At 63.9% G+C, this 25,287-nt stretch carries 29 protein-coding genes; all 29 read left to right on the top strand.

What is annotated here, in order from left to right; all coding sequences use genetic code 11:
- Positions 1-108 precede the first annotated feature (108 nt).
- The 29 genes from motA to flbT all read left to right on the top strand — a co-directional run bounded on the left by motA (position 109) and on the right by flbT (position 25,281).
- Positions 109-1,005: a flagellar motor stator protein MotA gene (gene motA / locus Q3C01_RS30040; protein WP_458148904.1), complete on the top strand. Its 897-nt coding sequence runs from the start codon at positions 109-111 to the stop codon at positions 1,003-1,005.
- The gene (locus Q3C01_RS30035; protein ID WP_458148903.1) at positions 1,002-1,943 is read left to right on the top strand and encodes a flagellar motor switch protein FliM; all 942 of its coding nucleotides are present in this window, start codon (positions 1,002-1,004) and stop codon (positions 1,941-1,943) included. Before motA ends, Q3C01_RS30035 begins: the two co-directional genes overlap by 4 nt.
- Entirely contained in the window at positions 1,924-2,235 is a 312-nt protein-coding gene (locus Q3C01_RS30030; RefSeq protein WP_458148902.1) for a hypothetical protein, read from the top strand. Before Q3C01_RS30035 ends, Q3C01_RS30030 begins: the two co-directional genes overlap by 20 nt.
- 107 nt (positions 2,236-2,342) lie before the next feature.
- Positions 2,343-2,738 (top strand): flagellar motor switch protein FliN, encoded by a 396-nt coding sequence (gene fliN, locus Q3C01_RS30025; RefSeq protein WP_458148901.1) that lies wholly within the window; start codon positions 2,343-2,345, stop codon positions 2,736-2,738.
- Between the two features lie 2 nt (positions 2,739-2,740).
- Positions 2,741-3,784: a flagellar motor switch protein FliG gene (locus Q3C01_RS30020; RefSeq protein ID WP_458148900.1), complete on the top strand. Its 1,044-nt coding sequence runs from the start codon at positions 2,741-2,743 to the stop codon at positions 3,782-3,784.
- A gap of 12 nt (positions 3,785-3,796) precedes the next feature.
- Positions 3,797-4,882, top strand: a complete 1,086-nt coding sequence (gene flhB, locus Q3C01_RS30015) for a flagellar biosynthesis protein FlhB (protein ID WP_458148899.1) — start codon at positions 3,797-3,799, stop codon at positions 4,880-4,882.
- A 74-nt stretch (positions 4,883-4,956) separates the two neighbouring features.
- Positions 4,957-5,337: a flagellar basal body rod protein FlgB gene (flgB, locus tag Q3C01_RS30010; protein WP_458148898.1), complete on the top strand. Its 381-nt coding sequence runs from the start codon at positions 4,957-4,959 to the stop codon at positions 5,335-5,337.
- Between the two features lie 11 nt (positions 5,338-5,348).
- Complete coding sequence (gene flgC / locus Q3C01_RS30005) at positions 5,349-5,765, top strand: flagellar basal body rod protein FlgC (RefSeq protein ID WP_458148897.1); 417 nt, start codon at positions 5,349-5,351, stop codon at positions 5,763-5,765.
- 2 nt (positions 5,766-5,767) lie between these two features.
- Complete coding sequence (gene fliE, locus Q3C01_RS30000; protein WP_458148896.1) at positions 5,768-6,094, top strand: flagellar hook-basal body complex protein FliE; 327 nt, start codon at positions 5,768-5,770, stop codon at positions 6,092-6,094.
- Positions 6,095-6,111: 17 nt separating this feature from the next.
- Positions 6,112-6,903: a flagellar basal-body rod protein FlgG gene (gene flgG, locus Q3C01_RS29995; protein ID WP_254098068.1), complete on the top strand. Its 792-nt coding sequence runs from the start codon at positions 6,112-6,114 to the stop codon at positions 6,901-6,903.
- A gap of 13 nt (positions 6,904-6,916) precedes the next feature.
- Complete coding sequence (flgA, locus tag Q3C01_RS29990) at positions 6,917-7,393, top strand: flagellar basal body P-ring formation chaperone FlgA (protein WP_458148895.1); 477 nt, start codon at positions 6,917-6,919, stop codon at positions 7,391-7,393.
- On the top strand, positions 7,390-8,520 hold the full coding sequence (flgI, locus tag Q3C01_RS29985; protein ID WP_458148894.1) for a flagellar basal body P-ring protein FlgI: 1,131 nt from the start codon (positions 7,390-7,392) through the stop codon (positions 8,518-8,520). Before flgA ends, flgI begins: the two co-directional genes overlap by 4 nt.
- Before the next feature lie 67 nt (positions 8,521-8,587).
- A complete protein-coding gene (locus Q3C01_RS29980; RefSeq protein WP_458148893.1) occupies positions 8,588-9,331 on the top strand; it encodes a MotE family protein in 744 nt (247 codons plus the stop codon).
- Positions 9,332-10,039 (top strand): flagellar basal body L-ring protein FlgH, encoded by a 708-nt coding sequence (gene flgH, locus Q3C01_RS29975; protein WP_458148892.1) that lies wholly within the window; start codon positions 9,332-9,334, stop codon positions 10,037-10,039.
- A gap of 42 nt (positions 10,040-10,081) precedes the next feature.
- Positions 10,082-10,525, top strand: a complete 444-nt coding sequence (locus tag Q3C01_RS29970) for a flagellar basal body-associated FliL family protein (RefSeq protein ID WP_458148891.1) — start codon at positions 10,082-10,084, stop codon at positions 10,523-10,525.
- Positions 10,522-11,262, top strand: a complete 741-nt coding sequence (fliP, locus tag Q3C01_RS29965) for a flagellar type III secretion system pore protein FliP (RefSeq protein ID WP_458148890.1) — start codon at positions 10,522-10,524, stop codon at positions 11,260-11,262. The genes Q3C01_RS29970 and fliP overlap by 4 nt, the downstream gene beginning before the upstream one ends.
- Positions 11,263-11,503: 241 nt before the next feature.
- On the top strand, positions 11,504-12,409 hold the full coding sequence (locus Q3C01_RS29960; RefSeq protein ID WP_458148889.1) for a flagellin N-terminal helical domain-containing protein: 906 nt from the start codon (positions 11,504-11,506) through the stop codon (positions 12,407-12,409).
- A 275-nt stretch (positions 12,410-12,684) separates the two neighbouring features.
- A complete protein-coding gene (locus Q3C01_RS29955) occupies positions 12,685-13,599 on the top strand; it encodes a flagellin N-terminal helical domain-containing protein (RefSeq protein WP_458148888.1) in 915 nt (304 codons plus the stop codon).
- A gap of 306 nt (positions 13,600-13,905) precedes the next feature.
- Positions 13,906-15,531, top strand: coding sequence for a flagellar basal-body MS-ring/collar protein FliF (gene fliF, locus Q3C01_RS29950; protein WP_458148887.1), 1,626 nt, complete (start codon positions 13,906-13,908; stop codon positions 15,529-15,531).
- Positions 15,528-16,196: a hypothetical protein gene (locus Q3C01_RS29945; RefSeq protein ID WP_458148886.1), complete on the top strand. Its 669-nt coding sequence runs from the start codon at positions 15,528-15,530 to the stop codon at positions 16,194-16,196. The genes fliF and Q3C01_RS29945 overlap by 4 nt, the downstream gene beginning before the upstream one ends.
- 6 nt (positions 16,197-16,202) lie before the next feature.
- Entirely contained in the window at positions 16,203-17,528 is a 1,326-nt protein-coding gene (locus Q3C01_RS29940; RefSeq protein ID WP_458148885.1) for a MotB family protein, read from the top strand.
- A complete protein-coding gene (locus Q3C01_RS29935; RefSeq protein ID WP_458148884.1) occupies positions 17,525-18,703 on the top strand; it encodes a chemotaxis protein in 1,179 nt (392 codons plus the stop codon). Before Q3C01_RS29940 ends, Q3C01_RS29935 begins: the two co-directional genes overlap by 4 nt.
- Positions 18,700-20,043, top strand: a complete 1,344-nt coding sequence (fliK, locus tag Q3C01_RS29930) for a flagellar hook-length control protein FliK (protein WP_458148883.1) — start codon at positions 18,700-18,702, stop codon at positions 20,041-20,043. Before Q3C01_RS29935 ends, fliK begins: the two co-directional genes overlap by 4 nt.
- Positions 19,994-20,575 (top strand): lytic transglycosylase domain-containing protein, encoded by a 582-nt coding sequence (locus Q3C01_RS29925; protein WP_458148882.1) that lies wholly within the window; start codon positions 19,994-19,996, stop codon positions 20,573-20,575. Before fliK ends, Q3C01_RS29925 begins: the two co-directional genes overlap by 50 nt.
- A gap of 104 nt (positions 20,576-20,679) precedes the next feature.
- Positions 20,680-21,912 (top strand): flagellar hook protein FlgE, encoded by a 1,233-nt coding sequence (locus Q3C01_RS29920; protein WP_458148881.1) that lies wholly within the window; start codon positions 20,680-20,682, stop codon positions 21,910-21,912.
- A 34-nt stretch (positions 21,913-21,946) separates the two neighbouring features.
- Positions 21,947-23,422 (top strand): flagellar hook-associated protein FlgK, encoded by a 1,476-nt coding sequence (gene flgK, locus Q3C01_RS29915; protein ID WP_458148880.1) that lies wholly within the window; start codon positions 21,947-21,949, stop codon positions 23,420-23,422.
- Positions 23,423-23,424: 2 nt separating this feature from the next.
- Positions 23,425-24,471, top strand: a complete 1,047-nt coding sequence (locus tag Q3C01_RS29910) for a flagellar hook-associated family protein (RefSeq protein WP_458148879.1) — start codon at positions 23,425-23,427, stop codon at positions 24,469-24,471.
- 55 nt (positions 24,472-24,526) lie between these two features.
- The gene (gene flaF, locus Q3C01_RS29905) at positions 24,527-24,871 is read left to right on the top strand and encodes a flagellar biosynthesis regulator FlaF (RefSeq protein WP_458148878.1); all 345 of its coding nucleotides are present in this window, start codon (positions 24,527-24,529) and stop codon (positions 24,869-24,871) included.
- Complete coding sequence (flbT, locus tag Q3C01_RS29900) at positions 24,871-25,281, top strand: flagellar biosynthesis repressor FlbT (protein ID WP_458148877.1); 411 nt, start codon at positions 24,871-24,873, stop codon at positions 25,279-25,281. Before flaF ends, flbT begins: the two co-directional genes overlap by 1 nt.
- The last annotated feature ends 6 nt before the right edge of the window (positions 25,282-25,287 follow it).

Genomic DNA, 25,287 nt, shown 5'->3' with positions numbered 1-25,287 from the left:
TCCCAAGCTGCCGCGAATAGCTTGCGCGGGGCTGACGACGGGGAAGCCAGCTTCGCGCAAGCGTCGCCGCATAGACATGGCCGACGGGATTGGCGATGGAGCGGCGCGTTGGGCAGTTTCGTGGGGATCATCATCACGGTGGCCGCCTTGCTCGGCGGCTTTGCCGCCATGGGCGGGCATCTGGCCGTGCTCATGCAACCGTGGGAATTCGTCATCATCTTCGGTACGGCGGCCGGCACCTTCATCGTCGCCAATCCCTGGAAGGTCGTGGCGGACACCGGGCTCGCGGCGGTTCAGGCGGTCACGGGGGCGGTGCCGGGGGAGCGCTACTATCTCGATCTCCTCGGCGCCCTTCACGCCCTGATGCGCGAATTGCGGGGCAAGGGCCGCAACGAAGTCGAGGCGCATATCGATGATCCCTCGTCCTCTGAGATCTTCAAGGCGTTTCCGAGCGTGCTCGCCGATACCGCGCTCTTGCAGTTCATCTGCGACTACGTGCGCCTGATCATCATGGGCAATGCTCGCACGCACGAGATCGAAGCGCTGATGGACGAGGAGATCCATACCATCGTGAAGAGCAAGCTCACGCCCTACAACGCCCTCGTCGTGGTGTCGGAGGCGTTGCCGGCGCTTGGCATCGTCGCTGCCGTGCTCGGCGTCATCAAGGCCATGGGCGCGCTCGACCAGTCGCCCAAGCTGCTCGGCGGCTTCATCGGTGCGGCGCTGGTCGGCACGTTTGCCGGCATCTTCCTCTCCTATGGCATCATCTCGCCGTTCGCCCTGAAGATAAAGATGACCCGCGAGAAGCGCTGTCGGCCCTACATCATCGTCAAACAGACCCTGCTCGCCTTCATGAACGGCGCGATGCCGCAAATCGCCGTCGAGCACGGCCGCAAGATGATCGCCAGCACCGAGCGTCCGTCGATCGACGTGGTCGAGAACGAGACGATCGCAGGGCCAAAGGCCGTCGCGACCGACGCCGAACCGAAAGCTGCCAGAGCATGATGATGGAAGGGATCGACGTCGAGCAGCAGAAGCGACTGCCGAACTATCTGCTCGACGCGGCGGGCATATCCATCGACCGCATGCCGATGCTCAATGTGATCTTCGATCGCATGGCGGCATCGTGCACGGACAGTCTCCAGTCGATGGCCGGTACACCGTGCTACTTTTCGGTCAACGACATCAGCAACGGCCGTGTCGGCGACATCGTCAAGGATTACGAGGGCAACGCGGTCGCCGCGGTTCTCTATGCCGAGCAGTGGGACACGAGCGTCCTCATCGTGCTCGACCGCGATTTCGTGTTTACGATGGTGGAGGCGCTGTTCGGCTCCGACGGTGCTGAGCCGCCGATCGACGTCGAGCGGTCCTTCTCGAACATCGAGCTCCGCGTGGTGCAGGTGCTGTTCGAGCGCTTCGCCAAGTCGCTGCAGTCGGCCTTCGCTGCGACCTCGGACGTCACCTTCAGGCTCGAGCGGGTCGAGACCGCGATGGCCTCGCTTGCGATCGGACGCAGCGGCAACATGTCGATCTGCGCCAACATCATGCTCCAGGCGCTCTATCGCGGCGGGCAGATGTTCCTGCTCATCCCGCATTCGGCGCTCAATCCGCTCAGGCAGAAGCTCGCTCATGTCGTCGTCTCGGACGGCCGTGCCGCCGATCCGAACTGGCGCGGGCAAATGGAGAGCGAGGTCCAGCGCACCGAGGTTACCTTGAGCGCCGTGCTGGACGAGTGCGTGCTCTCCCTCGGAGAGGTCGCAAAGTTTCAGGTCGGGCAGGTCATCGAGCTCAACGCCACGCCGCGTACGCTTGCCAGGCTCGAGAACAACAACCAGGTGCTGTTCTGGTGTCAGATCGGCCAGCTCGATGGCTATTATGCCATGCAGGTAGCGGATCCCGTCGATCAGAAGCGGGAGTTTGTCGATGATATCCTATCTCGTTGATGCGGTTCTGCTCATTGCGCTCGCCTTCACCAGCATGCGGGTGACCCGGATGCATCGTGAGCTGGCGCGACTGCGCAGCTACCAGGGCGAATTCTCGACGATCGTGCAGGAGACGGCGGGCGCCTTCGATACCGTCATCAAGGCAGCTCACGACTCGACCGCAAATCTCGGTCGGCTGGCCAACGTGCTCAGCAGCAAGATCGATCAGGCTCACGAGGCAATCACGGCGCTGGACGCGCGGCGGTCGCAGGCTGTCCCGGGGAAAGGCGGCAGCGATGTGGGTGAACAGTGAGAATGCGGTTTGCGGACGTCGGGGTCGTCGCCTGATGTCGGCGCGCAGGCAGGGAGATCGTCCCGGAGCAGAACCCCGGGAGGAACGTTTTCAAGAGGCAAGACCAAATGGCGCAAACTTTCGATCATGAGTCATCTGCCAGCCGGGCGGGGTCGTCCGGCGAGGCGCAAATCGACACCTCTCCGCTGGAGCGACTGGCGGAGATCGCGGCGCGGACGGCCGAAGAATCCGGCAAGTTCGCCAATGTCGACGCGATCCTTCGTATCCCCGTCACGGTGCAGGTGGTGTTGGGCGCTGCGACCATGCCGGTCGCGAACCTCATGAAGCTCGGCCGCGGCGCGGTCGTCCCGCTCGATCACAGGGTCGGCGAACCTGTCGACGTCGTGGTCAACGGCCGGATCGTCGCGCGCGGCGAGGTCGTGGTCGTCGAAGAAGACAATTCTCGTTTCGGCGTGTCGCTTACGGAGATCGTCGGGCCGCTGGGCGGTCACGGTGAAGGCTGATCGTGGCTGAACCGAAGGGCATCGCAACCTCCGTCAAGCAGCGCGGCGTTGCCTCGCTGGGAGGAACGCAGAAGGTCGCAGCACTCCTGCTCGCGATGGGCCGTCAGGCGGCCGCCAGCGTCCTGCAGCAGTTCGAGCCGCAGGAGATCCGCGTCGTCACGAAGGCGGCGGCCGAGCTGCGCCCGATCACGGCGCAGGAGCTGGAAGGCATCGTCGAGGAATTCGCCCAGCAATTTTCGATGGGCGCCAATATTCTCGGCACGCTCGGGGGTCTGGAGGCTGTGCTCGGCGACGTTCTGCCGGCCGAGCAGGTCTCCCAGATCATGTCGGACCTGCTCGGCAATTCCTCGGGGTCGGTCTGGGATCGCGTGTCGTCGGTCTCGGAGAACTCGCTCGCGAGCTACCTGTCCAAGGAGCACCCGCAAACCGCGGCGGTGATCCTCTCCAAGGTCAGGCCCGCCTGCGCCGCCAAGGTCATGAGCCAGCTTCCCTCGAGCCTGCGCAACGAGCTGATGCGGCGGGTGCTGAGCCTCAAGCCGATCGTCGACGACGCCATCCGCATCGTCGAGAAGACGCTGCATGAGGACCTGACGCTGAACTTCGCCCGGAACCTCGGCGCCGACACGTATGCGCGGGTTGCCGACATCATCAACAAGATGGAGCGCGGCCACATCGAGGACATGCTGAAGAGCCTGTCAGAGAAGCGTCCGAAGTCGGCGGAGGTGCTGAAGGAGCTGCTGTTCACGTTCGACGACGTGGTCAACCTGACGCCGAAGGCACGGACCATGATCTTCGACCAGGTGCCGACTGACCGCATCGTCGTCGCGCTGAAGGGCACGGACAAGAATTTCCGCGAGTTGATCCTGTCCTCCGTGGCCTCGCGCGTCCGGCGCGTCGTCGAGCACGAGCTGGCGATCGGCGAGCCGTCGAACCAGCGCGACGTGCTGGAGGCGCGGCGTGTCATCACCGACCTCGCACTCGATCTGGCGGAGCGCGGCGAGATCGAGCTCAACCCCGACCAGGAGGATGAGCTGGTCTTTCGCTGACCGCTGACCCGCATGGCAGAGACATCCGATCAGGAGAGCAAAACAGAAGAGCCGACCGAGAAAAAGATCCGCGATGCCCTCGAGCAGGGCAGAATTCCGGTATCTCGGGAGGCTTCCATCTTCGCCTCGATGGCGGCGCTGATGGTGATCCAGGCGTTCCTGATCGGGCAGGGCGTGCAGCAGCTCGTTCCGACCCTGAAAGCTCTGCTCGACGATCCCGACGGCTTTCGCCTGCGCACGGCCGCGGACGCGAAAGACCTCCTGTCGGTCGTCGGGCTGGAGGCGTTGCGCTTCCTGCTGCCGCCGGTTCTCGTTCTCGCGGTGTTCGGGCTGGCGGCGTCGCTGCTCCAGAACGTGCCGCGGCTGGTGTTCGCCCGCATCCAGCCGGATTTTTCCCGGGTATCGCCCGCGCAGGGTTGGAGCCGGATCTTCGGGACGCAAGGGCTCGTGGAATTCGCGAAAGCCGTCTTTAAGCTCGTCTCGGTAGGCCTTGTTGTCGGCTTCGTGCTGCGATCATCCGAGGCGAGGGCGTTCGAGGCGATGTACACCGATCCGGTGGCGTTGCCGGAGATGATCTTGACCATCGCCATGCGCATCGTCTCGGCGATCTGCATCGCGACCATCGTGCTGGTGGCGATCGACCTCGGCTGGGCGCGCTTTCACTGGCGGCGCGAGTTGCGCATGACGAGGCAGGAGCTCAAGGACGAGCACAAGCAGGCCGAAGGCGATCCGCTGATCAAGGCGCGGCTGCGGTCGCTGGCACGCGACCGCTCGCGCCAGCGGATGATTGCGGCTGCATCCCGCGCTTCGCTCGTGATCGCGAATCCGACGCACTTTGCGGTGGCGCTCCGCTATCAGCGCGACGAGAGCCCGGCGCCGATGGTTCTCGCCAAGGGCATGGATGCGATCGCGCTCAAGATCCGCGCGGTGGCCGAAGAGAACAGGATTCCGGTGATCGAGAACAAGGCCCTGGCGCGCGCGCTCTACGAGGCGGTGCAGGTCGACCAGCTGATCCCTCCGGAATTCTTCCGGCCGGTCGCCGAGATCATCTATTTCCTGCAATCGCAGAAGACGCCGCGAAGCGAAAAGGTTCAATGAGGCGTCTTGCGACGAAAGCTTGAGAAAAGCTTAATTTCCTATGTTCGTCTGCATAGACGAGATCGGGAGCTGCCGTGGGACCGCTTTATCTGTTTGAACTTGCTTCCTCGCAGGCCCGGTGGCTGGAGCTGCGCCAGTCGACGATCGCAGCGAACGTAGCCAACGTCAACACGCCCGGTTTCAAGGCGCGTGACGTCGAGCCGTTCAACAAGGTCCTCGATGCCACGCCGGTCAGGCTCGCTACGACATCGCCATCGCACATGCAGTTGAGTGCGGCCGAGACCGATACGCGAACCAACGCCAAGAAAGACAGCTGGGACGTCGTGCACTCCGGCAACTCCGTCAGCCTGGAGCAGGAGATGCTCAAGGGCGGCGAGGTCAACCGCGACTATTCCATGAATGCTGCGATCGTGCGGTCGTTCAACCGGATGCTGCTGTCCGGCGTGAAGGCCTGAGGTGACCTGACATGGTGGATTCCCTGCAGGCTTCGCTCGCGGTCGCGAGCTCCGGACTAGAGGCGCAGTCGACGCGGATGCGCATCGTCTCGGAAAACCTGGCGAACGCGAATTCGACGGGGCGCACCGCCGGTGCCGACCCGTATCAGCGCAAGACCGTGACTTTCGATGCCGAGATGGATCGCGCCGCAGGCGGCCAGCTCGTCAAAGTCAAGGAAGTCGGCGTCGATACCAGCCCATACCGCGTCGAATACGAGCCGGGCCATCCGGCTGCCGACAAGGCCGGCTACGTCAAGCTGCCCAACGTCAACATGATGATCGAGATGGCCGACATGCGCGAGGTCAATCGATCCTATGAGGCCAATCTTCAGGTCGTGAAACAGGTGCGGTCGATGGTCGGCATGACCATCGATCTCCTAAGGAGCTGACGATGTTAGAGGCAATTGCGTCCACCGCGATCTCCGCGGGCCAGACGGTGGCCCGCTCGATTGAAGCACAAGTGACTGCGCCTGCGGCAGGCGCCGTTCAGTCGGGTGGGGAGGTCGGCTTCGACTCCGTGCTCAAGCAGGTCACGACGGATGCGATCGGGACGCTCAAGGCCGGTGAGGCCGCGTCGATCTCAGCGATCCAGGGCAAGGAGTCCACGCGGCGCGTCGTCGAAGCGCTGATGTCGGCGGAGCAGACGCTGCAAACGGCGGTCGCGGTTCGCGACAAGGTCGTGCAGGCCTACCAAGAAGTCGTTCGCATGTCGATCTGATCTGAAGGAATCAAGTTGTGAAATCGCTCGCCATCGCGGCCACCGGAATGAACGCGCAGCAGACCAACATCGAGGTCATCGCGAACAACATCGCCAACATCAACACGACGTCGTTCAAGCGAGCGCGTGCGGAATTCACCGATCTCTTCTACCAGATGGATCGTATGCAGGGCGTTCCGAACGCGACGGGCTCCTCGCCGATCCCCGAGGGCGCCAATCTCGGTCTTGGCGTCAGGTCGGCGGCCATCCGCAAACTGCACATCCAGGGCGCGCTCACGCAGACGGGCAATCCCTACGATTTGGCGATCAACGGCCGCGGCTGGTTTCAGGTGTTGGGCCCGAACAACGAGGTGCAATATACCCGCGCAGGCTCGTTCAACACCAATGCCAACGGCCAGCTCGTCACAATGGACGGCTATTTGCTGGATCCTGCGATCACGGTGCCGCAGGGAACGGTCCAGGTCACGGTCAACCAGACCGGACAGGTGTTTGCCAAGCTGGATACGGAAGTGAATCCGCGCCAGATCGGCCAGCTCAACCTCGCGAACTTCGCCAACGAAGCCGGCCTCGAACCGCTGGGCAGCAATCTCTATCGTGAGACCACGGCTTCCGGAACGCCGGTTGTCGGGCTGCCGGGCGATTCCGGCTACGGCAAGATCAACCAGCAATATCTCGAGGCTTCGAACGTCGATCCCGTCAAGGAAATTACCGAGCTGATCTCGGCGCAGCGCGCCTATGAGATGAATGCCAAGGTCATCACGGCCTCGGATGAGATGGCCCAGACCGTGTCGAAGGGTCTTGGCCGCTAGTGCCGGTGTATCCATGTCGAACAGGCTCGGCCTGATCATGCGCGGGCTGGCCGCCGCGCTGCTGGTGCTCGCTTCTGCATCCCTGGCTGCGGCCGAGGATCGGCGGCTTCCGGTGCCGGCCGTGTCGATCCGCGCGGGCGAACTGATCCGCGAGGACATGATCACGGAGCGTGCCTTCGCGGCCAACCTCCTCGGCGTCGCCATGTTCATCGAAGGACGTCAGGTGCTGGTCGGACGCATGGCGCGGCGGACGCTGCTGCCGGGCCAGCCGATCCCGACCAATGCGGTCGAGGATCCCTGGACCGTCGCGCGCGGGGCCATCGTCAAGGTCGTGGTCGAAGACAGTGGCCTCTCGATCGTCACCTATGGCTCGGCCCTGCAATCGGGTGCGGCCGGCGCGCTCATCCCGGTGCGCAACACCGACACCGGCGTGATCATCAAGGGCATCGTCCAGCCGGACGGCACCGTTAAGGTCATGGATGGATCATGATCAGGCTGCTGCTTGCGTTCATCCTCATCGTCTCCGCGGCAAGCGCGCAGGCTGCCGTCCGTATCAAGGACATCGCTGATATCAAGGGACTGCGCGAAAACCAGATCGTCGGCTATGGCCTCGTCATCGGTCTCAACGGCACCGGCGACACGCTGCGCAACGCGCCGTTCACGGAACAGTCGCTCCAGTCGATGCTCGAGAACATGGGCATCAATCTCAGGAACGACACCACGAGCACGAACAACACGGCACGGCCGACCACGCTGCGCACGCGCAACGTCGCGGCGGTCATGGTGACCGCGGACCTGCCGCCGTCGATCTCGCCAGGCGAGCGCATGGACGTGACGGTGTCCTCGCTCGGAGACGCCACCTCGCTGCTCGGCGGCACGCTCGTGATGACGTCGCTGCGCGCGGCCGATGGCGCCGTCTACGCCGTGGCGCAAGGCGCCGTCACCGTTGCCGGCTATAGCGTCGGAGGTCAGGCGCAGAATGTCAGTCAGGGTACGCCGACCGCCGGTCGCATTCCGAACGGCGCGCTGGTCGAGCGGGAGGTGCAGGGAAGCCTTCACGAGATGGAGTTCCTCGTCCTCGAGCTGAAGAACCCCGATTTCGTCACCGCGACGCGAATCCTCGATGCCATCAACCGTTACGCCGGCGGCCGCTACCGGTCGCAGATTGCCTTCGAGCGCGACTATCGGACCATCGTGCTGTCGAAGCCGAGCTATGCCGGCCCGGTCCGCTTTCTCGCCGAGATCGGTGAGTTGACCGTCGAGCCGGATACGCCCGCACGGGTGGTGATCAACGAGCGCACCGGCACGGTGGTGATTGGGCGCGATGTGCGGATATCGACCGTTGCGGTGACGCACGGCAATCTGACGGTCCGTGTGACGGAGCTTCCCGTGGTGTCGCAGCCCGCGCCGTTCTCGCAAGGCAAGACCGTGGTCGTTCCGCAGACCATGGTCGAGGCCAACGAAGCTGGAGCCCAGGTTGCGATCCTCAGCGGCGTGGATTTGCAGCGCCTGGTGCACGGTCTCAACCAGATCGGCCTCAAGCCATCCGGAATCATCGCGATCCTCCAGGCGATCAAGACGGCCGGCGCGCTTCAGGCGGATGTGATCGTCCAATGACGCGCAAGCGCCAAGCAAGCCTGATCGCGCATGTCTGTCGTCTCGACCGAGATTCGCGCGCGGCCCGATGCTGAAGCTGGATTACAAAACGCATCTCTTCTGCTTGATCGCGGTGTCCGTGCTGGCGAGCGCATCGCCGGCTGCGGCGCTGGACGAGCCGAAGCAGTCAAAGCCGCTGAATCTGCTCTCTTTCGCGCGATCGCGGGCGGCAGGCCCGCAGAAGCCGCGTGCGCCCCTCGCGCCGCTCCCCAGTGACACGAATTCCGTGAGGGCGACGGCCTGGGCTGCGGAGGATGCCGCACCTCTGACTACCGGCGCGGTACCAGCTCCCGAGACGCCGCCCCTCGCGCGGCCGGCCAGGACGGGCAACGCGCCGAAGCCCGCGCCGCCTGTTGCGGCTGCGGCGCCCGAGAACGACGTTGCGCAGTTCTGCAGCAGCGTCGCCGATTCTGCCGTCGACGCCCGGCTGGCTTGGCAGTTGAAGGAGCTGGAGAAGGCGGAGACTCTGCTGCGCGAGCGGATCGCGGAGGTCGAGGCCAAGCGGGTCGAATATGAGAAATGGATGGCGCTTCGCGACGAGTTCCTGAAGAAGGCCGAGGCGAGCGTGGTCGAGATCTACTCGCGCATGAAGCCGGAATCTGCTGCAAACCAGATTGCCAGCATGGCGGACGAGACCGCTGCGGCCGTGCTCGCCAAGCTTAGTCCCAGGAGCTCGAGCGCGATCTTCGATGAGATGGATACGGCACGCGCGGCGCATCTGGCCGATCTCCTCGGCGGAATGCGTCGCGTGGAGGACGGGAAGACCAAGTAAATGAAGAAGCCGATGCTTATCCTGTCGCTGCTGCTGTCGCCCGTGCTTCTGGCCGGATGCTCCCATGACCCCGCCGAGGTCTTGACCGGCCCGCAGGTGTCGCCCATCGGCAGCGGGCTGAGGTCGCAGGCCGATCCAATCCCAGTGACGCCGCGTGTCCGCACGCCCGTGAGCTATCGCTCGACCTGGGACGACGGCACCGATCTCTACCGCGACCCACGCGCGCGGCGCGTCGGTGACGTCGTGACGGTGATCATCTCGATGCAGGACAAAGCGAAGCTCGACAACAAGACCGACCGCTCGCGCGATTCGCAGATCAAGTTCGGCCTCGACTGGTTGATGAATGTCGCAGGATGGAGCGACACCGGTCAGACCAACGCCAATCTCTCAACCAACACCCAGATCAAGGGTAATGGTCAGATCGACCGTGCCGAGGACATCAAGCTTTCGATCGCCGCCATCGTCACCGACGTGTTGCCTAACGGCAATGTGATGATCAGTGGCTCGCAGGAATTCAAGGTCAACACGGAGATGCGCGTGCTCAACGTCGGGGGCATCGTGCGTCCGCGAGACATTTCGCGGGGAAACACCATCTCTTATGAGAAGATCGCCGAGGCACGCGTGTCCTATGGCGGTCGCGGAAATCTGTCTGACGTGCAGCAGCCAGGATGGGGACATCGGATCTATGACACCGTGGCGCCGTTCTGATTTGCAAGGCGAGCGCGCCGGATCGCGGAGCCGCGGGGCGCCATGCGCCTGATCGCGGCCATAGTGATCCTGACGCTGCTCGCGGTCGGCGCCGGCGCTGCCACGGGCTATCACCTGCTGGTGACGGCCGAGCGCGTCGTTGATGCCAGGAAGAACGTCACCCCGCCGCCCGTTGCGTCTACCTATACAGGGACGGCGCGGTTGCGGAAGCTGTCGCCGGTCGTCACCAATCTTGCGGCGCCCGCCAACAATTGGGCCCGCGTCGAAGCCTCCATGGTCACGGACAGCATGAACGACGAGGAGGCGGGCATTCTGGCCGCTCACATCAGCGAGGATATCGTCGCCTATCTCAGGTCAGCCACCGCTGCCCAGTTCGAGGGCGCGCGGGGACTTCAGCATCTGCGGGATGACTTGTCCGAGCGGGCCAATGTCCGCTCCTCGGGCAAGGTCCGCGAATTAATTATCGAGACATTGGTGATCCAGTGAGAACGAAAGTCCTGCTGCTTGCGTTGCTGCTGATCCTCCTGCCCGAGGCGGCGTCTGCCCAGATACCGGACCTCAACTCCCTGCTGCCTCCGGGGAACGGCTCGACCAGCGGCCGCATCATCCAGCTGATGGCGCTGATCACGGTGCTGTCGGTAGCGCCGGGTCTGCTGATCATGGTGACGAGCTTCACGCGATTTGCGGTGGCGCTGTCGTTCCTGCGCTCCGGCCTCGGCCTTCAGACCACGCCGGCCAACCTCGTGCTGATCAGCCTCGCGCTGTTCATGACCTTCTACGTGATGGCGCCGACCTTCGACCGCGCCTGGGAGACCGGCGTCCAGCCGCTGATGAAGAACGAGATCTCGGAGGAGGAGGCCTATCTGAAGATCACCGATCCGTTCCGCGAGTTCATGCTGGCCCATGTCCGGGACAAGGATCTTCAGACCTTCGAGTCGCTCGCGGCGGAAAGCTTTCGCAAGAAGTTCGACGACAAGCGCATCGACCTGCGCGTCATTATTCCGGCTTTCATGATCTCCGAGCTTCGCCGCTCCTTCGAGATCGGATTCCTCATCATGCTGCCGTTCCTCGTCATCGACATGATCGTGGCGACGCTGACGATGTCGATGGGCATGATGATGATGCCGCCCACGGTGATCGCGCTGCCGTTCAAGATGTTGTTTTTCGTGCTGATTGACGGCTGGAACCTGCTCGCCTCGGGCCTGGTGCGGTCGTTCTCGTGAGCGCGATGGTCGGCCAACGGGCTGGTTATGGTTAGCGAAGAGTAATATTAACCATATGATATTGCTGCGAAATTCAAGCTGCTCTTAATCTGGAAGCAAGATTCGGCGTGCTAGCAATGCGTCACGGCGGGTTGGACCCCACCCACATCAGTCCAAAGGCATGATGCCGCCCCTCCGTACCGGTGAAAGCCCGGTATGTCCCCTCGTGAAAATGTAACGCGTACATAAAGGGACATTCGCAATGTCGAGCCTGCTTACGAACTCGTCCGCCATGACCGCGCTCCAGACCCTGCGGTCTGTGAGCTCGCAGCTCTCCACCACGCAGAGCCGGATCTCCACCGGCCAACGCGTGGCCACCGCCTCCGACAACGCCGCCTATTGGTCGATCGCGACCTCGATGCGCGCCGACAACGCCGCGCTCTCCGCCGTCTCCGACTCGCTCGGTCTGTCGGCCGCGACCGTCGACACGCAGTACACCGCTCTGACCTCGGTTATCGGCGACAGCAACTCCGGCCTGACCAAGCTCCAGTCGCTGCTGGTCGAAGCCAAGACCGCCGGTATCGACCGCACCAAGATCCAGTCGGATATCACCCAGATCCAGCAGCAGATGAACTCGACCGCCAATGCGGCGACCTTCAACGGAATCAACTGGCTGAGCACGACTGCGACCACACCGGCGACGTTCAACCTCGTGTCGTCGTACTCGCGTGTCGGCGGCACGCCCACCACCGGTTCCATCGCCGTGACGACCGCCAACTACGCTCTCTATACCAGCACCCAGTCCGGCATCCTGGATACGGTGAGCGGCGGTGCGTCGGTCAACACGATCAGTATCTCCGCGCTGACCGATTCGACGGCTGACCAGACCACGCTCGATGGCTACATCGCGCAGGTCACCGCGGCGATCGGCTCGGTGGCGTCGGCCGCCGCCAATCTCGGTGCCGTCAAGAACCGCATCTCGACCAACACGGACTTCGTGAAGTCGCTGATGGACTCGGTGGATCGTGGTGTCGGTCAGCTCGTCGACGCCGACCTGAACGCGGAATCAACCCGCCTGTCGGCCCTTCAGACCCAGCAGCAGCTCGGCGTTCAGGCGCTCTCGATCGCCAACCAGAACAGCCAGAGCATCCTCTCGCTGTTCCGCTAAGCCTCAAGCCCGTGGAGGGAGGGCCGCGCTTCTCGCGACGCGCGGCCTTTTTCGTTGGCATGACGTCCCGCGCACGCGGTATTTTTGGCTGCCCTGTTGCGGTCGGGGCACACAGCCACAAGCCTCACACAAGCTTCGCCCGCTAGCCTCGTCGTTACGACAGGTTGGGCCTTAACCCGTTTCTCCGCAGCCCAAAGGCATGACGCCGCCCCGTCGTACCGGTGCAAGCCCGGTATGTCCCCAAGCTCAATTCAATCTTCAAAGGGACATCAAAAATGGGTTCTAGTCTCCTCACCAACTCCTCCGCAATGACCGCGCTCCAGACCCTCCGGTCTGTCAGCGCCAGCCTGCAGACGACCGAAAACCGGATCTCGACCGGCCAGCGCGTCTCGACGGCCTCCGACAACTCGGCCTATTGGTCGATTGCGACCTCGATGCGCTCCGACAATGCCGCGCTCTCCGCGGTCTCCGACTCGCTCGGTCTGTCGGCTGCGACCGTCGACACCGAATATACCGCTCTGACCTCGGTTATCGGCGACAGCAACTCCGGCCTGACCAAGCTCCAGTCGCTGCTGGTCGAAGCCAAGACCGCCGGCATCGACCGCACCAAGATCCAGTCGGACATCACCCAGATCCAGCAGGATATGAAGCTCAAGGCCAACTCGGCGACCTTCAACGGAATCAACTGGCTGAGCACGACCGCGACCACACCGACGACCTTCAATCTCGTGTCGTCGTACTCGCGTGTCGGCGGCACGCCCACCATCGGTTCCATCGCCGTGACGACCGCCAACTACGCGCTCTATACCAGCACCCAGACCGGCATCCTGGACACGGTGAGCGGCGGTGCGTCGGTCGACACGATCAACATCTCCGCGCTGACCGATTCGACGGCCGACCAGACCACGCTCGATGGCTACATCGCGCAGGTCACTGGTGCAATCAACTCGGTGAGCTCGGCCGCTGCCAATCTCGGTGCCGTCAAGAATCGCATCTCGACCAACACGGACTTCGTCAAGACCCTGATGGACTCGGTTGACCGTGGTGTCGGCCAGCTCGTCGACGCCGACATGAACGCGGAGTCCACTCGCCTCCAGGCGCTTCAGACCCAGCAGCAGCTCGGCGTTCAGGCGCTCTCGATCGCCAACCAGAACAGCCAGAGCATCCTGTCGCTGTTCCGCGGCGGCTAAGCGGCGCTTTCGAAAACGACCGTGCTCCCTCTGGGAGCACGGTCCACGCCGTGATCAGCGGATGTGGCGGCACGAGACGTGCCCGCAATCGACCTCCTGACACCAGACTTCATCCAGCACGCCGCAGCCGATCGCGCTGCCCTGCGCCCGCGCGCCCGCTTGTTGCGCCTGAACTGATTGCGTCGACCAAGATTCTTGTAAAATTGCAACGCCTCGCCTGCGAACCGACACATTCGTATCCTCGCGCAACCTTCAGACAAGGTTGGCAGCGGAGTGTCCTTTGCGTTCGCATTGGTACGAGGTCATATGCTCAGTCGCGCGCAGGTGCAGCAGCTGCTCAACAATCTGCTGGAGCTTGGCCCGCGGCGCCTGATGGCATTGGGGCTGATCGGCTTTGCCGTTCTCGTCACCGTCGTGGGCGGCGCCTACTATCTGAGCCGGCCCGAATTCGAAACCCTCTACACCGGCCTGACTCGCGAGGATGTGACGCGGATCGGCGCCGCGCTGCGCGAGCAGAACATTGCCTTCGACGTCAATGCGGCGGGTGACGCCATTTCGGTCCGCCCGAGCCAGACCATGCAGGCGCGCATGCTGCTGGCCGAGAAGGGGCTGCCGACCAGCGCCAACTCCGGATACGAGCTGTTCGACAAGATCGGTTCGCTGGGTCTGACCTCCTTCATGCAGGAGGTCACCAAGCTCCGCGCACTCGAAGGCGAAATCGCGCGCACCGTTCAGCTGATGAAAGGTGTGAAGGCAGCGCGGGTTCACATCGTCCTTCCCGTGCGCGGCTCGTTCCGCGCCGCGCAGCAGCCTCCGTCCGCCTCCGTCGTGCTGCGCACCGACGGCGCGATCGAGGCGCGCACTGCACAATCGATTCGCCATCTCGTCGCCGCCGCCATTCCCGGCATGACGCGCGACAAGGTGACGGTGCTGGATGCCGACGGTTCGATGCTGCTCGCCGAGGAGGATGAGGCGAGCGCGGCGCCGACCCGAGCGGCGAGCCTCCAGAAGATGGTCGGCCAGATGGTGCAAGAGAACATCCGGAAGGCGCTGACGCCTTATCTTGGCCTCGACAATTTCGAGGTTAGCGTGGCGCCGCAGCTTTCGACGGACAAGCGGCAGATCAACGAGACCGTCTATGATCCGGAGGCGCGCGCCGAACGCTCGGTGCGGAACGTCCGTGAGAAGGAGACGTCGCAGAACGCGGATCGCTCGACGCCGACCACTGTGCAACAGAACTTGCCGGACCAGCAGGTCAATGCCGGCGGCACCAAGAATTCCAACGAGGAGAAAAATCGCCGCGAGGACGTCACCAATTTCGAGGTGTCGTCCAAGACGACGACGACGGTCAGCGACGGCTATTCCGTGAAAAAGCTCTTCATTGCGGTCTTGATCAACCGCGCGCGGCTGGTCGCCGATCTCGGCGACAAGACCAATCAGGCCATCGTCGACAGCAAGATCGCCGAGATCAGCCAGCTCGCGGCCACCGCCGGTGGACTGGACAAACAGCGCGGCGACCAGATCCAGGTGACGGCCGTCGACTTCGTCGAGGGCTCGCGCGAGCTGGTGCCGGTGCCGCCGATCGGCTTCGTCGAGATGTTGAACCGGCAGATGGGAAGCTTCATCAACGCGGTCACGATCCTGGCCGTCGCCGCGATGCTGGTCTGGTTCGGCCTTCGTCCGGCGGTCAACGGCATCCTCACTCATCGCGCACAGCAGGAGCAGGTCGAGACCGCGGAGGCGGCCGCCCAGTTCGAGGCCGCATCGCTGGCGTTGCCGGAGAACGAGGAGGCTGAGCTCAACCTGGTCGAAGACCTCGAAGGCAAGATGCAGCGCACGCCGCAGAAGCGGCTTGAGCAGATCGTGCGGCTCGATCAGGCGCAGGCGGCTGCGATCCTCAAAGATTGGATGCGTCGGGAGGAAGCGGCATGAACGCGGCAATCGGAAAGCTGCTCACGCAGTTCGACGCCAACGGAAGGGCGAGGCCGGCCGAGAAAGCGAAGCTGCCGGAGCCGGTGGCAAAGCCGAAGGAGGTCAGGCGAGAGCCGCCGCCTCAGCTTCACTCTCAGCCTCAACCGGCCGTGCCGAAGGTTGAGACCCCGCCGGTCAATCTCCTGGACGATGCCTATCGGCGCGGTTACGCCGCGGGCGTCGCGGAAGGCGATGCCAAGCTGGCGGAAGAGCGCGTGCGCGGCGCGATCAGGCTCGGCGAGGAGCGAGCCAAATGGTCTGATCAGCAGGCGGTTGCGATCGTGAACGGCTTCACCGCCGCTTGCCGCGAGATCGAAACCAACGTCGCAAGCTCGGTTGCCCGCATCCTGCAACCCTTCCTCGCCGATGCGGTCCGTGACAAGGCCGTTGCGGCCCTGGTCGAGCAGATATCGGCGTTGACCTGTCAGTCGCCGGTGCCGGTGTTCAATATCACGGGGCCGAGCGATCTGCTCGAGCTGGTCAAGGCGCAGCTCGACACGGCGCGGCGGACCGGCATCGATTATCAGGTTGCCGACAGCTTCGAAATCCGCGTCGTCGCCGACCAGACCGTGATCGAGACGCAGATCTCGCCGTGGATCGAGCGTCTGAAGGACGCGCGACGGTAATCCGCCATGAGCGACGTCCAACCCGAGCTCGTGATCATCCGCCGCCGCAGCGCGTTCGACGATGCGCCGGCGAAAGGTGGTGTCTGGAAGATCGCCTATGCGGACTTCATGACCGCGATGATGGCGTTCTTCCTTGTGATGTGGCTGCTCAACGCGCTCAATCAGGACCAGCGCCAGATCGTGGCGAGCTACTTCAATCCGATCGAGCTCGCAGAGAACGCGCCGGCGCCGAAGGGGCTGAAGGATCCCGCCAAGAAGGACCCGGCGGCGTCCGAGGGGCAGGAGGGCAAGCGCAAGCCGGCGGGCCCGAGCGAGGAGCGTCGCGGCGATTCGCCCACGGCCGAGAAGCCGCCGTTCTACGAGGAGAAGGTGCTGTTTCGCGACCCTTACGCGACGCTCGCGGAGATCGCGGCCGGTTCGAGCCAGACGGCGGGACAGCGGCGCGTCGGGGCGCTCGCCTCCGCGGAGGAAGAGGGCCTGAAGGGCGGCGAGGCCTATCGTGACCCATTCGATCCCGGCTTCTGGAAGTTCGCCCCGCAACCGGCAAAGGACGGGCGAGCGAGCGAGACTGAACCCAGCCCCAGCCCGGCAGCGCGCGCAAGTTCGGCCAGCGCGGATCAAGGCGAGCAGCAACCGACGCGTCGCGGCAAGGCTGATGATGCCGGCGGCAGCGTCGCTGCCGACGCGCAGGCCACGTCCGCAGCCACGTCGCCTCTGTTGCCGCCCAGTCCGGCGTCATCGTCAGCCGCTCTCGACGGCAAGGTTCAATCCACCCCTCAACCGAATTCGCAGGCCAACGCTGCGAGTCAGTCGCGTCCGCTGGAAGCCCAGAAGGGTAATGATCCGCGCGATGCTGCGCAGACACAGCAACCGACCGCCAAGCAGCTGCAAGCCGCGATCACCGACGCGCTCTCGGACATCAAGGCAGGCGCCGGGCCGGTCGCGGAGGTGCGCCAGGTCGAGGAAGGACTGCTCGTCAGCCTCACCGACGATGCGAGTTTTGGCATGTTCGCGGTCGGCTCCGCAGAGCCGCGTCCCGAACTGATCCGCGTCATCGACAAGATCGGACCGCTGCTGACCAAGCGTCCTGGCACGATCATCGTCCGCGGCCACACCGACAGCCGGCCATACCGGTCGGACACCTACGACAATTGGCGGCTTTCGACTGCGCGTGCGCAGATGGCCTATTACATGCTGGTCCGTGCCGGCGTGGACGCGCAGCGGATCGAGCATGTCGAGGGTTACGCGGATCGCCGTCCGAAGTTGTCTAACGATCCGGCCGCGGCGCAAAACCGCCGGATCGAGATTCTGATCCGGGAGAAGCGCCCTTGATCGGTCCGAGAGCTTTCGCGTTGCTTTTGCTGCCGTTCGCTGCGGCGAGGGCGCTCGCCGCAGCGCCGGAGTCGCCGCCCTCGCCGGAAGAACCGTATGCGCTGGTCCGCTCGTTGCAGGCCGTGCAGGACGGCATCGCCAGCGGCGATGCCGCCGCGCAAAGCGGTCATCTCGCGCTGATCCGGCAGGTCGGCGAAAAATTCCTTGCCGCCGATCCAGGCGTGTGGAGCAACCCGCAGAACGGCCAGGCCATAGTGGTCTACATGCTCAGTGGCGGTGCGCCACAGATCGTGCGCAAGCTTCCGCGCGAGCGGATCAATGTCGATGAGCGGCTGTTCAATGGCGCGCTCGCCTATGTCGAGGGCCGCCAGGACGAAGCGCGCGAGCTTTTGAAGGATGTCAAGCCGCGCACGATCCCCTCGAGCATGAGCGGACAGGTCGCACTGGTGCAGGGCGCACTGCTCGCAAGCTCCGATGCGTCGGTCGCGATCGAGCGGCTGGACGATGCGCGGCTGCTTCTGCCGGGCACGCTGGTGGAAGAGGCGGCGCTGCGGCGTGAGATTCCGCTGGTCGGGCAGGCGGAGGATTTCGACAAGTTCGAGTTCCTGACGCAGGCCTATATCCGGCACTATCGCAAGTCCGTCTATGCCGGGGATTTCTGGCAGCGGTTTTCGTCGGCCTTGACGCGTTCGAGCCTCGCGCTCGACGAGCACCGCTTTTCGCGGATCGCGGCACTGCTGGACCAGATCGACCGCGGGAACCGTCTCAAGCTCTATCTCGTGATCGCCAAAAGCGCGCTGGTCCGCGGGCGGCTTGCCGTGGTGCGGCTTACAGGCGAGCAGGCGCTGTCGCTGAGCGCCGATGGGAGCGCGGATCGCGAGCGGGCGCATCTGTTTCGGGGAAGCGCCCGCGTGCTGACCGACGACTATGAAGGCGGCCTCACTGAACTGAAGGCGGTCGACAGGTCGAGGCTGCCGCAGCCCGAGGCGTCTCTTCTCAATGCAAACATCCAGCTCGCGCTCGACCTCCGCAAGCCGATCTCCGGCGCGCCGTCCGCCGACAAGCCGCCGCCCACGCCGGCGCGGCTGGACCTGGCGTCATCGGCCGCGACCCTTGCGCGGGCGCAAAAGCAGCTCGAGGAACTGGAGCTTCTGACCAAGGACCGCCGCCCATGACCAAGCTTAGCGGAACCTCCGGACAGCTCTTCGAAGGTCTCGCCGAAACTCTCGCGCTATCCCGTTCGGCGAAGGGCACGGCAACTACCGGCACGAAAACTGCCGACGGTTCCTCGTTTCACGACCTGCTCCACACCGTCTCGAACATGGCCAAGCGGGCGTTGGATGATCAGAGTACCGATACGACCGCGAAGGCCGCTCCGGTGCGCCCGCGCCTGGCAAAGCTGACCGAGCGCGACACGCCGAAGGATGAGCCGGTGCACGAGCGCACCGAGGAAACCAAGCCGTCGAACAAGCAGGAGCCGCTCGATCAATCCGCGAAGGCGGACGTCGCGAACGGATTGTGCCTGCCGGCGATCGTGGGGCAGGAGCTCTCCGCCGCGCCAGTCGTGACGGTGCAGACGCCGCAGCCGTCGAGCGACAAGAAGGAGGCATCGGTCCGGGACGAGCGGTCTTCCGCAGCGAAGCGTGAGGTTCAGAGCACGGGCGGGGCAAGCGTGGCGACGGCAGATGTCGCTCGCTCCGTCGCCGCGCCATCGATTGTCGCTCGTTCCGCTGCCGATGCATCCGGAGCACGCCCCCAACTGGTTGCGGCCACACAGGCAGCGGCGACCGAGCAGGCGATGCTCCAGGGAAGCGAAGTTCAACCGAAAGCGGTGCCCGCCACACCCGGCTTCGAAGCCGTCGCGGCGAATGTCGAGCGCGCTGCAAAGTCCGCGGGGCGCGACGCCTTGCCGGAAACGACCAAGGTCACGGTTGTTCAGCAGGAAACGCATCTGCCTCCGGTGGCGCAGTTCAGCCCAACCCAGCAGGTCGCAAACGCAGTGGTATCGGAGTTGAAGAGCTCGCCCGCGCCGGCCGCATCCGCCGCGGCCGATCTCGTGGGCGCCCAGAGCAATACGTCGGATCAGCCACTTAAGATTCTGACAATTAATCTCGAGCCGCCGGCGCTCGGCAACGTCACCGTACGCCTTCGTCTCGTCGGCACCGAAGTGTCCGTCCACCTAGCGGCGGAGCGCAAGGATACGAGCCAGATGCTGGACCAGCAGCGCGACTCGATCCGCGATCTCATGCAGTCGGCGGGCTACGTTGCCGAGGTCGCGCCGGTCCAGCACGGCGCGCTCGATGGATTTCAGGCAGGCTCAGGCCAGCCACAGCCCTCGCTCTCCGGCCAGCCACAATCGCAGAACGCGCAAGGAGCGTTCGACGGCTCGAACGCATCGTCCGGCCAGTCCGATGGCGGAGCGAGGCAGGCGAGGGACGAGCAACAGCCCAACCAGGAGACGCGTCATGAGCAGGACGTGGCCCAGCGCACTCGTCGCGGCCCTGTCTATCTTTAGTCCGATCGCCGCAGCAGCGGGCGCGGACAGCACGCGCTCTTGTGAGCGCGAGATGGCACGCGCGGCGCAAGTGCACGGCATTCCGCTCGGTATCCTCTATGCGGTCGGTCTCACCGAAACCGGCCGCCGTGGTGCGCTCTATCCTTACGCGCTCGGCGCCGAAGGCCAGACCGTGTTCGCCAAAGACCTCGAGGATGCGATCGCGAATTTCGAAGCGATGCGCCAGAGGGGCATCAAGCTGATCGATCTCGGCTGCATGCAGATCAACCATTACTATCATGGCGACAAGTTCGCGTCGGTGCGGGCGATGTTCGATCCCGCCAAGAACGTCGACTATGCCGCGCGCTTCTTGAAAGAGCTGAAGCAGCGCGAGGGAAGCTGGACCATGGCGGTTGCGCGCTACAATGCGGGCCCCAACAACCAGCCCGCGCAGAAGCGCTACGTCTGCCACATCGTCGCTCATCTCGTCTCGAGCGGCTTCGGCGCGTGGACCGACAAAGCGCGTTCGTTCTGTCAGCCCAAGACGACGTGAAGCACCAACGCAACGAAAATGAAGTTGTGCACGGTTCCTCATCATCAGCCCCGCGCAAGCAAGAACCCCCATTGTAACCGCAACCTGCCAAAGGAGCCCAATTCATGAGCCTGTATGGTATTATGCGCACCGGTGTTTCCGGGATGTCTGCACAGTCCAACAAGCTGTCGACAGTTTCGGACAACATCGCGAACGTCAACACGACGGGCTACAAGCGGGCTTCGACGGAATTCTCCTCCCTGATCCTGAAGAGCGGCTCGGGCAGTTACGACTCCGGCGCGGTCGAGACCGACGTCCGCTATGCCATCACCGATGCCGGCAATACCCAGTTCACGACCTCGAAGACGGATCTCGCCGTTCAAGGCAACGGCTTTTTCGTGGTGTCGAACGCCAACAACACGCAGCAGTACCTGACGCGAGCCGGATCGTTCGTGCCGGATAGCCAGGGCAATCTGGTCAACGCTGCCGGCTACTATCTGCTCGGCAAGCAAGGCCTCCAGGACACCATCTCGCAAAACACCTTGGCCGGATTGCAGATCGTGAATATCGCCCAGGTATCGCAAGTGCCGGTGGCTTCGACGGCGGGGACGCTGACAACAGGCAATCTGGATCCGAGTGCGACCGTTATTGCCGGTCCTCCCGGTCCGACCTCATATTCATCGAAGAGTTCGATTGTGGCCTACGACAATATCGGCCAGGCCGTTACGGTCGATCTCTATATGTCCCACACCGCGACGGCTACCGGCTCAGACACCTGGCAGATCCAGGCCTATGATTCGACGACGGGTGCCGCGCTCGGCGCCACCGGCACTTATACCTTCGACACGACAACGGCCGGAGCGGGTGCGTTGGCCGCAGCGAGCGCCAAGACCCTTGCGATCCCGGTTACCAACGGCGCGACCGTGACCCTGGACCTGTCGAACATGACGCAGGTCGGCACGGACTTCAGCTTCAAGGCGACAGTCAACGGCAGCGTTCCCTCAAACATCGACACGGTCAATGTCGACACCGCAGGGCACGTGACCGCCACCCTCAAAAATGGGCAGCAGTTGACGCTGTACACGATCGCGCTCGCCGACGTCGCGAGCCCCGACAATCTCACGCCCGAGCCGGGCAATGTCTACTCAACCAACATGGATTCCGGCAACGCGCAGGTCACGAATGCCGGGAGGGCTGGGCTCGGCACCATCCAGTCCGGCGCCCTCGAAGACTCGAACGTCGATCTCGCGAACGAGCTGACCTCGATGATCGAGGCACAGCGCGGGTTCACCGCGAACTCGAAATCGTTCCAGACCGGCGCCGACTTGCTGGACGTCGTCGTCAACCTGAAGCGCTGATTGGCTCAGCGCTCCTCCCCGGCAAGAGCAAATCATGAACCTTACCGCCGCTCTCGAGTCCGCCCGCTCTTCGCTCATGGCGTCGGGCATCCAGTCGTCGGTCATTTCGCGCAACATCGCCGGCGCCAGTTCGACCGGCTATTCGCGCAAGCTCACCGTGCTGGACAACCTTCCCGGAACCGGCGTCTATGTGGCGGCGATCCAGCGCGCCGCCTCCTCGGGCCTGTACAGCAACGTCCTGACCGCTACCTCCGCGGCCGCCAAGCAAAGCGCGATCTATGATGGTCTTCAGAAGATCGCATCTGCCACGGTGGACGATCCGGAGCTCGACCAGTCGCCGACGGCGCAGCTCAATGCGCTGAAGCAGGCGCTTCAGCAATATGCCAACGCTCCGGACAACACCACGCTGGCTCAGGCCGCCGTCACGTCCGCCAAGGACATGGCGACCGCGCTCAATCAGGCAACCCAGACCGTTCAGTCGGTCCGCGAGGGCGCGGATTCTGACATGAATATTTCGGTCCAGAACATCAATCAGTTGCTCTCCCAGTTCCAGACCGTCAATACGGCGATCGTGAAGGGAACGATCGCCGGCGACGATGTGACCGACTATCTCGACCAGCGCGACAGCATCGTCTCGAAGCTATCCCAGGAGGTCGGCGTCACGATGTCGATCCGCACCAACGGCGATGCCGCGCTCTACACCGACAACGGTGGGGTGCTGTTCGACAAGACGGCGCGAACGGTGAGCTTTACCCCGACCGGCGCCTATGCGGCGAGCACCACGGGCAACGCCGTTTACATCGACGGCATCCCGGTGACCGGCACCAATTCGGTGATGCCGCTCAAGTCCGGCAAGCTCGCCGGTCTCGCCCAATTGCGCGACACCGACACGGTCACCTATCAGAGCCAGCTCGACGAGATTGCCCGTGGCCTGATCAATGCTTTCAAGGAAAGCGACCAATCGGGCGCGGCGCTGCCCGACGTTCCCGGTCTCTTCACCTACCCCGGCGCCCCGGCGATGCCGGCGAGCGCCACTGTCTCGGTGGGCCTTGCCGGTACGATCTCGGTTGCGGCATCGGTCGATCCGGCCCAGGGCGGCAACCCAAATCTGCTGCGCGACGGTGCGATCAGCGGCAACGCCGCCTACCAATACAACACTGCCGGCAACGCCGGCTACTCGACCCGGCTTCAGCAGCTCACCGGCAACATGGATGTGTCGCAGCCGTTCGATGCGACCACGCAAGGCAAGCCGAACGGCAGCCTGATCGACTTCGCGTCGTCGTCGACGAGCTGGATCGAAAACCAGCGCAAGACCGCCAACGACAACTCTCAATACCAGAGCACGTTGCTCGACCGCAGTACGTCAGCGTTGTCGAACGTCAACGGCGTCAACATGGACGACGAGATGTCGTTGATGCTCCAGGTCGAGCGCACCTATTCGGCGTCGTCAAAGATCATTTCGACCGTCGACGACATGTTGCAGGCCTTGCTAGCCGCCGTGGGGAATTAGTCATGATGAGCGCAAACTACATTTCCACCCTGATGTTGTCCTCGTCATTGAGGTATTCGATCACGAACAACCAGGCTGCGCTGAGCAAGGCGTCGGAGGAGGCGACCACCGGCCGCTTCGCCGATGTCGGCCTCGAGCTCGGTGCCACGACGGGAAGCGACGTCGGCCTGCGGGCGGACATGAGCTTCGCCGATCAGCTCGTCGATACCAATGGCCTCGTCTCGGGACGCCTGGACGTGACCCAGGACCGCATCACCCAGCTCAGCTCGACCGCAACGGATTTCCTCAAGGACCTGATCGCGGCCCGCAGCACCGACGGCGGCGGGCGGATCGTCCTGCCGCCCGCGGCCTCCAACCTCCAGGATCTGATCGGCGCGCTGAACGTCTCCTATAACGGCTCGTATCTGTTCTCGGGCATCAACACGCAGAACGCGCCGATCACGGCTTACGCCGCCGGCTCGGCCAGCAAGAACCGAGTCGACTCCGATTTCCTTTCGACCTTCGGCTTCTCGCAATCCTCGGCCAGCGTGAGCAGCATCACCCCGGCTCAAATGCAGAGCTTCCTCGACACCACCTTCGATGCCGAGTTCGCGAGTCCGGCCTGGAATACCAACTGGTCATCGGCCACCGACCAGACCATGCAAAGCCGTATCTCCACGACCGAGATCGCCGATACGTCCGTTAGCGCCAACCAGACAGGCTTTCGCAAGCTCGCCGAGGCCTACACCATGATGGCCGATCTCGGGAATGTGAACCTGAACCAAACGACGTTCCAGACCGTCGTGGACAAGGCCATCGGCCTTGTGGGTAGCGCCATCACTGATCTCGCTGCACTCGGCGGCAGCGTCGGCACAGTCCAGCAGCGGATCACCTCCGCAACCGACAAGCTCAAGACGCAGCAGGACATTCTGAACAATCAGATCGTCGGCATGGAGAAGGTCGACCCGACTGAAGCCTCGGTCCGCGTCAACACATTGCAGAACCAGATCGAGACGGCACTCGCGCTCACCTCGCGGATGCAGAAGATCAGCCTCATCAACTATCTCTGAGCCGGAATGTCGGCCTTCTGCCCTGTCGTTCGGCTTTCTGCGCAGAGTGATCCAGATGACTTTTGAAGCTTATGAAACGGTCGTGGAAGACAGCAGCCTGGAGGCGCGGGGCCGCGAGCGAATGGCCTTGACGCTCGGCATCGAGCGGCTCGAGCGGCTCGGCAAGGGCCTGTTCAGCGCCGAGGACCTGGTCGAAACGCTGCTCTATGTCCGCCGCCTGTGGGCGATCTTCATCGAGGATCTCTCGCATCCGGAGAACGGCTTGCCCGAGCAGCTTCGTGCCGACATCATCTCGATCGGCCTGTGGGTCATCAAGGAGTCCGACCGCCTGCGCACGGAGAAATCGAACGACGTGGGGCAGCTCGTCGAGATCAACCGCGTCATCCGAGACGCGCTCTGATGAAGATATCCTTGCGGGCGGGCGAGCGGATCTACGTCAATGGGGCGGTGCTGCGGGTGGACCGTAAGGTCTCGCTCGAGCTCGTCAATGACGTGATGTTCCTTCTGGAAGGCCAGGTCATGCAGGCGGCTGACGCCACGACGGCGCTGCGCCAGCTCTATTTCATCGTCCAGCACATGCTGATGAACCCGACCGACACCGCCGATGCCGCGGCACTCTACGGGCAGCACCACGCCGCCCTGCAAGCGGTCTGCGAGAACCAGCAGATGCTGGAGGGCCTCGCGGCGACCGACGAACTGGTCGGAGCGAGCCGGTACTACGAGGCCTTGAAGCGGATACGGGCGCTATTCCCGGTGGAGCAGGCGATCCTGGCCGGCCCCGCGACGAACGTCCCCTTCGAGGCGGCCTGACAGCGG

The sequence above is a fragment of the Bradyrhizobium sp. UFLA05-109 genome (genome assembly GCF_054185165.1).
The sequence above is the reverse complement of the archived record's forward strand: the minus strand, read 5'-3'. Positions and strand labels throughout refer to the sequence as shown.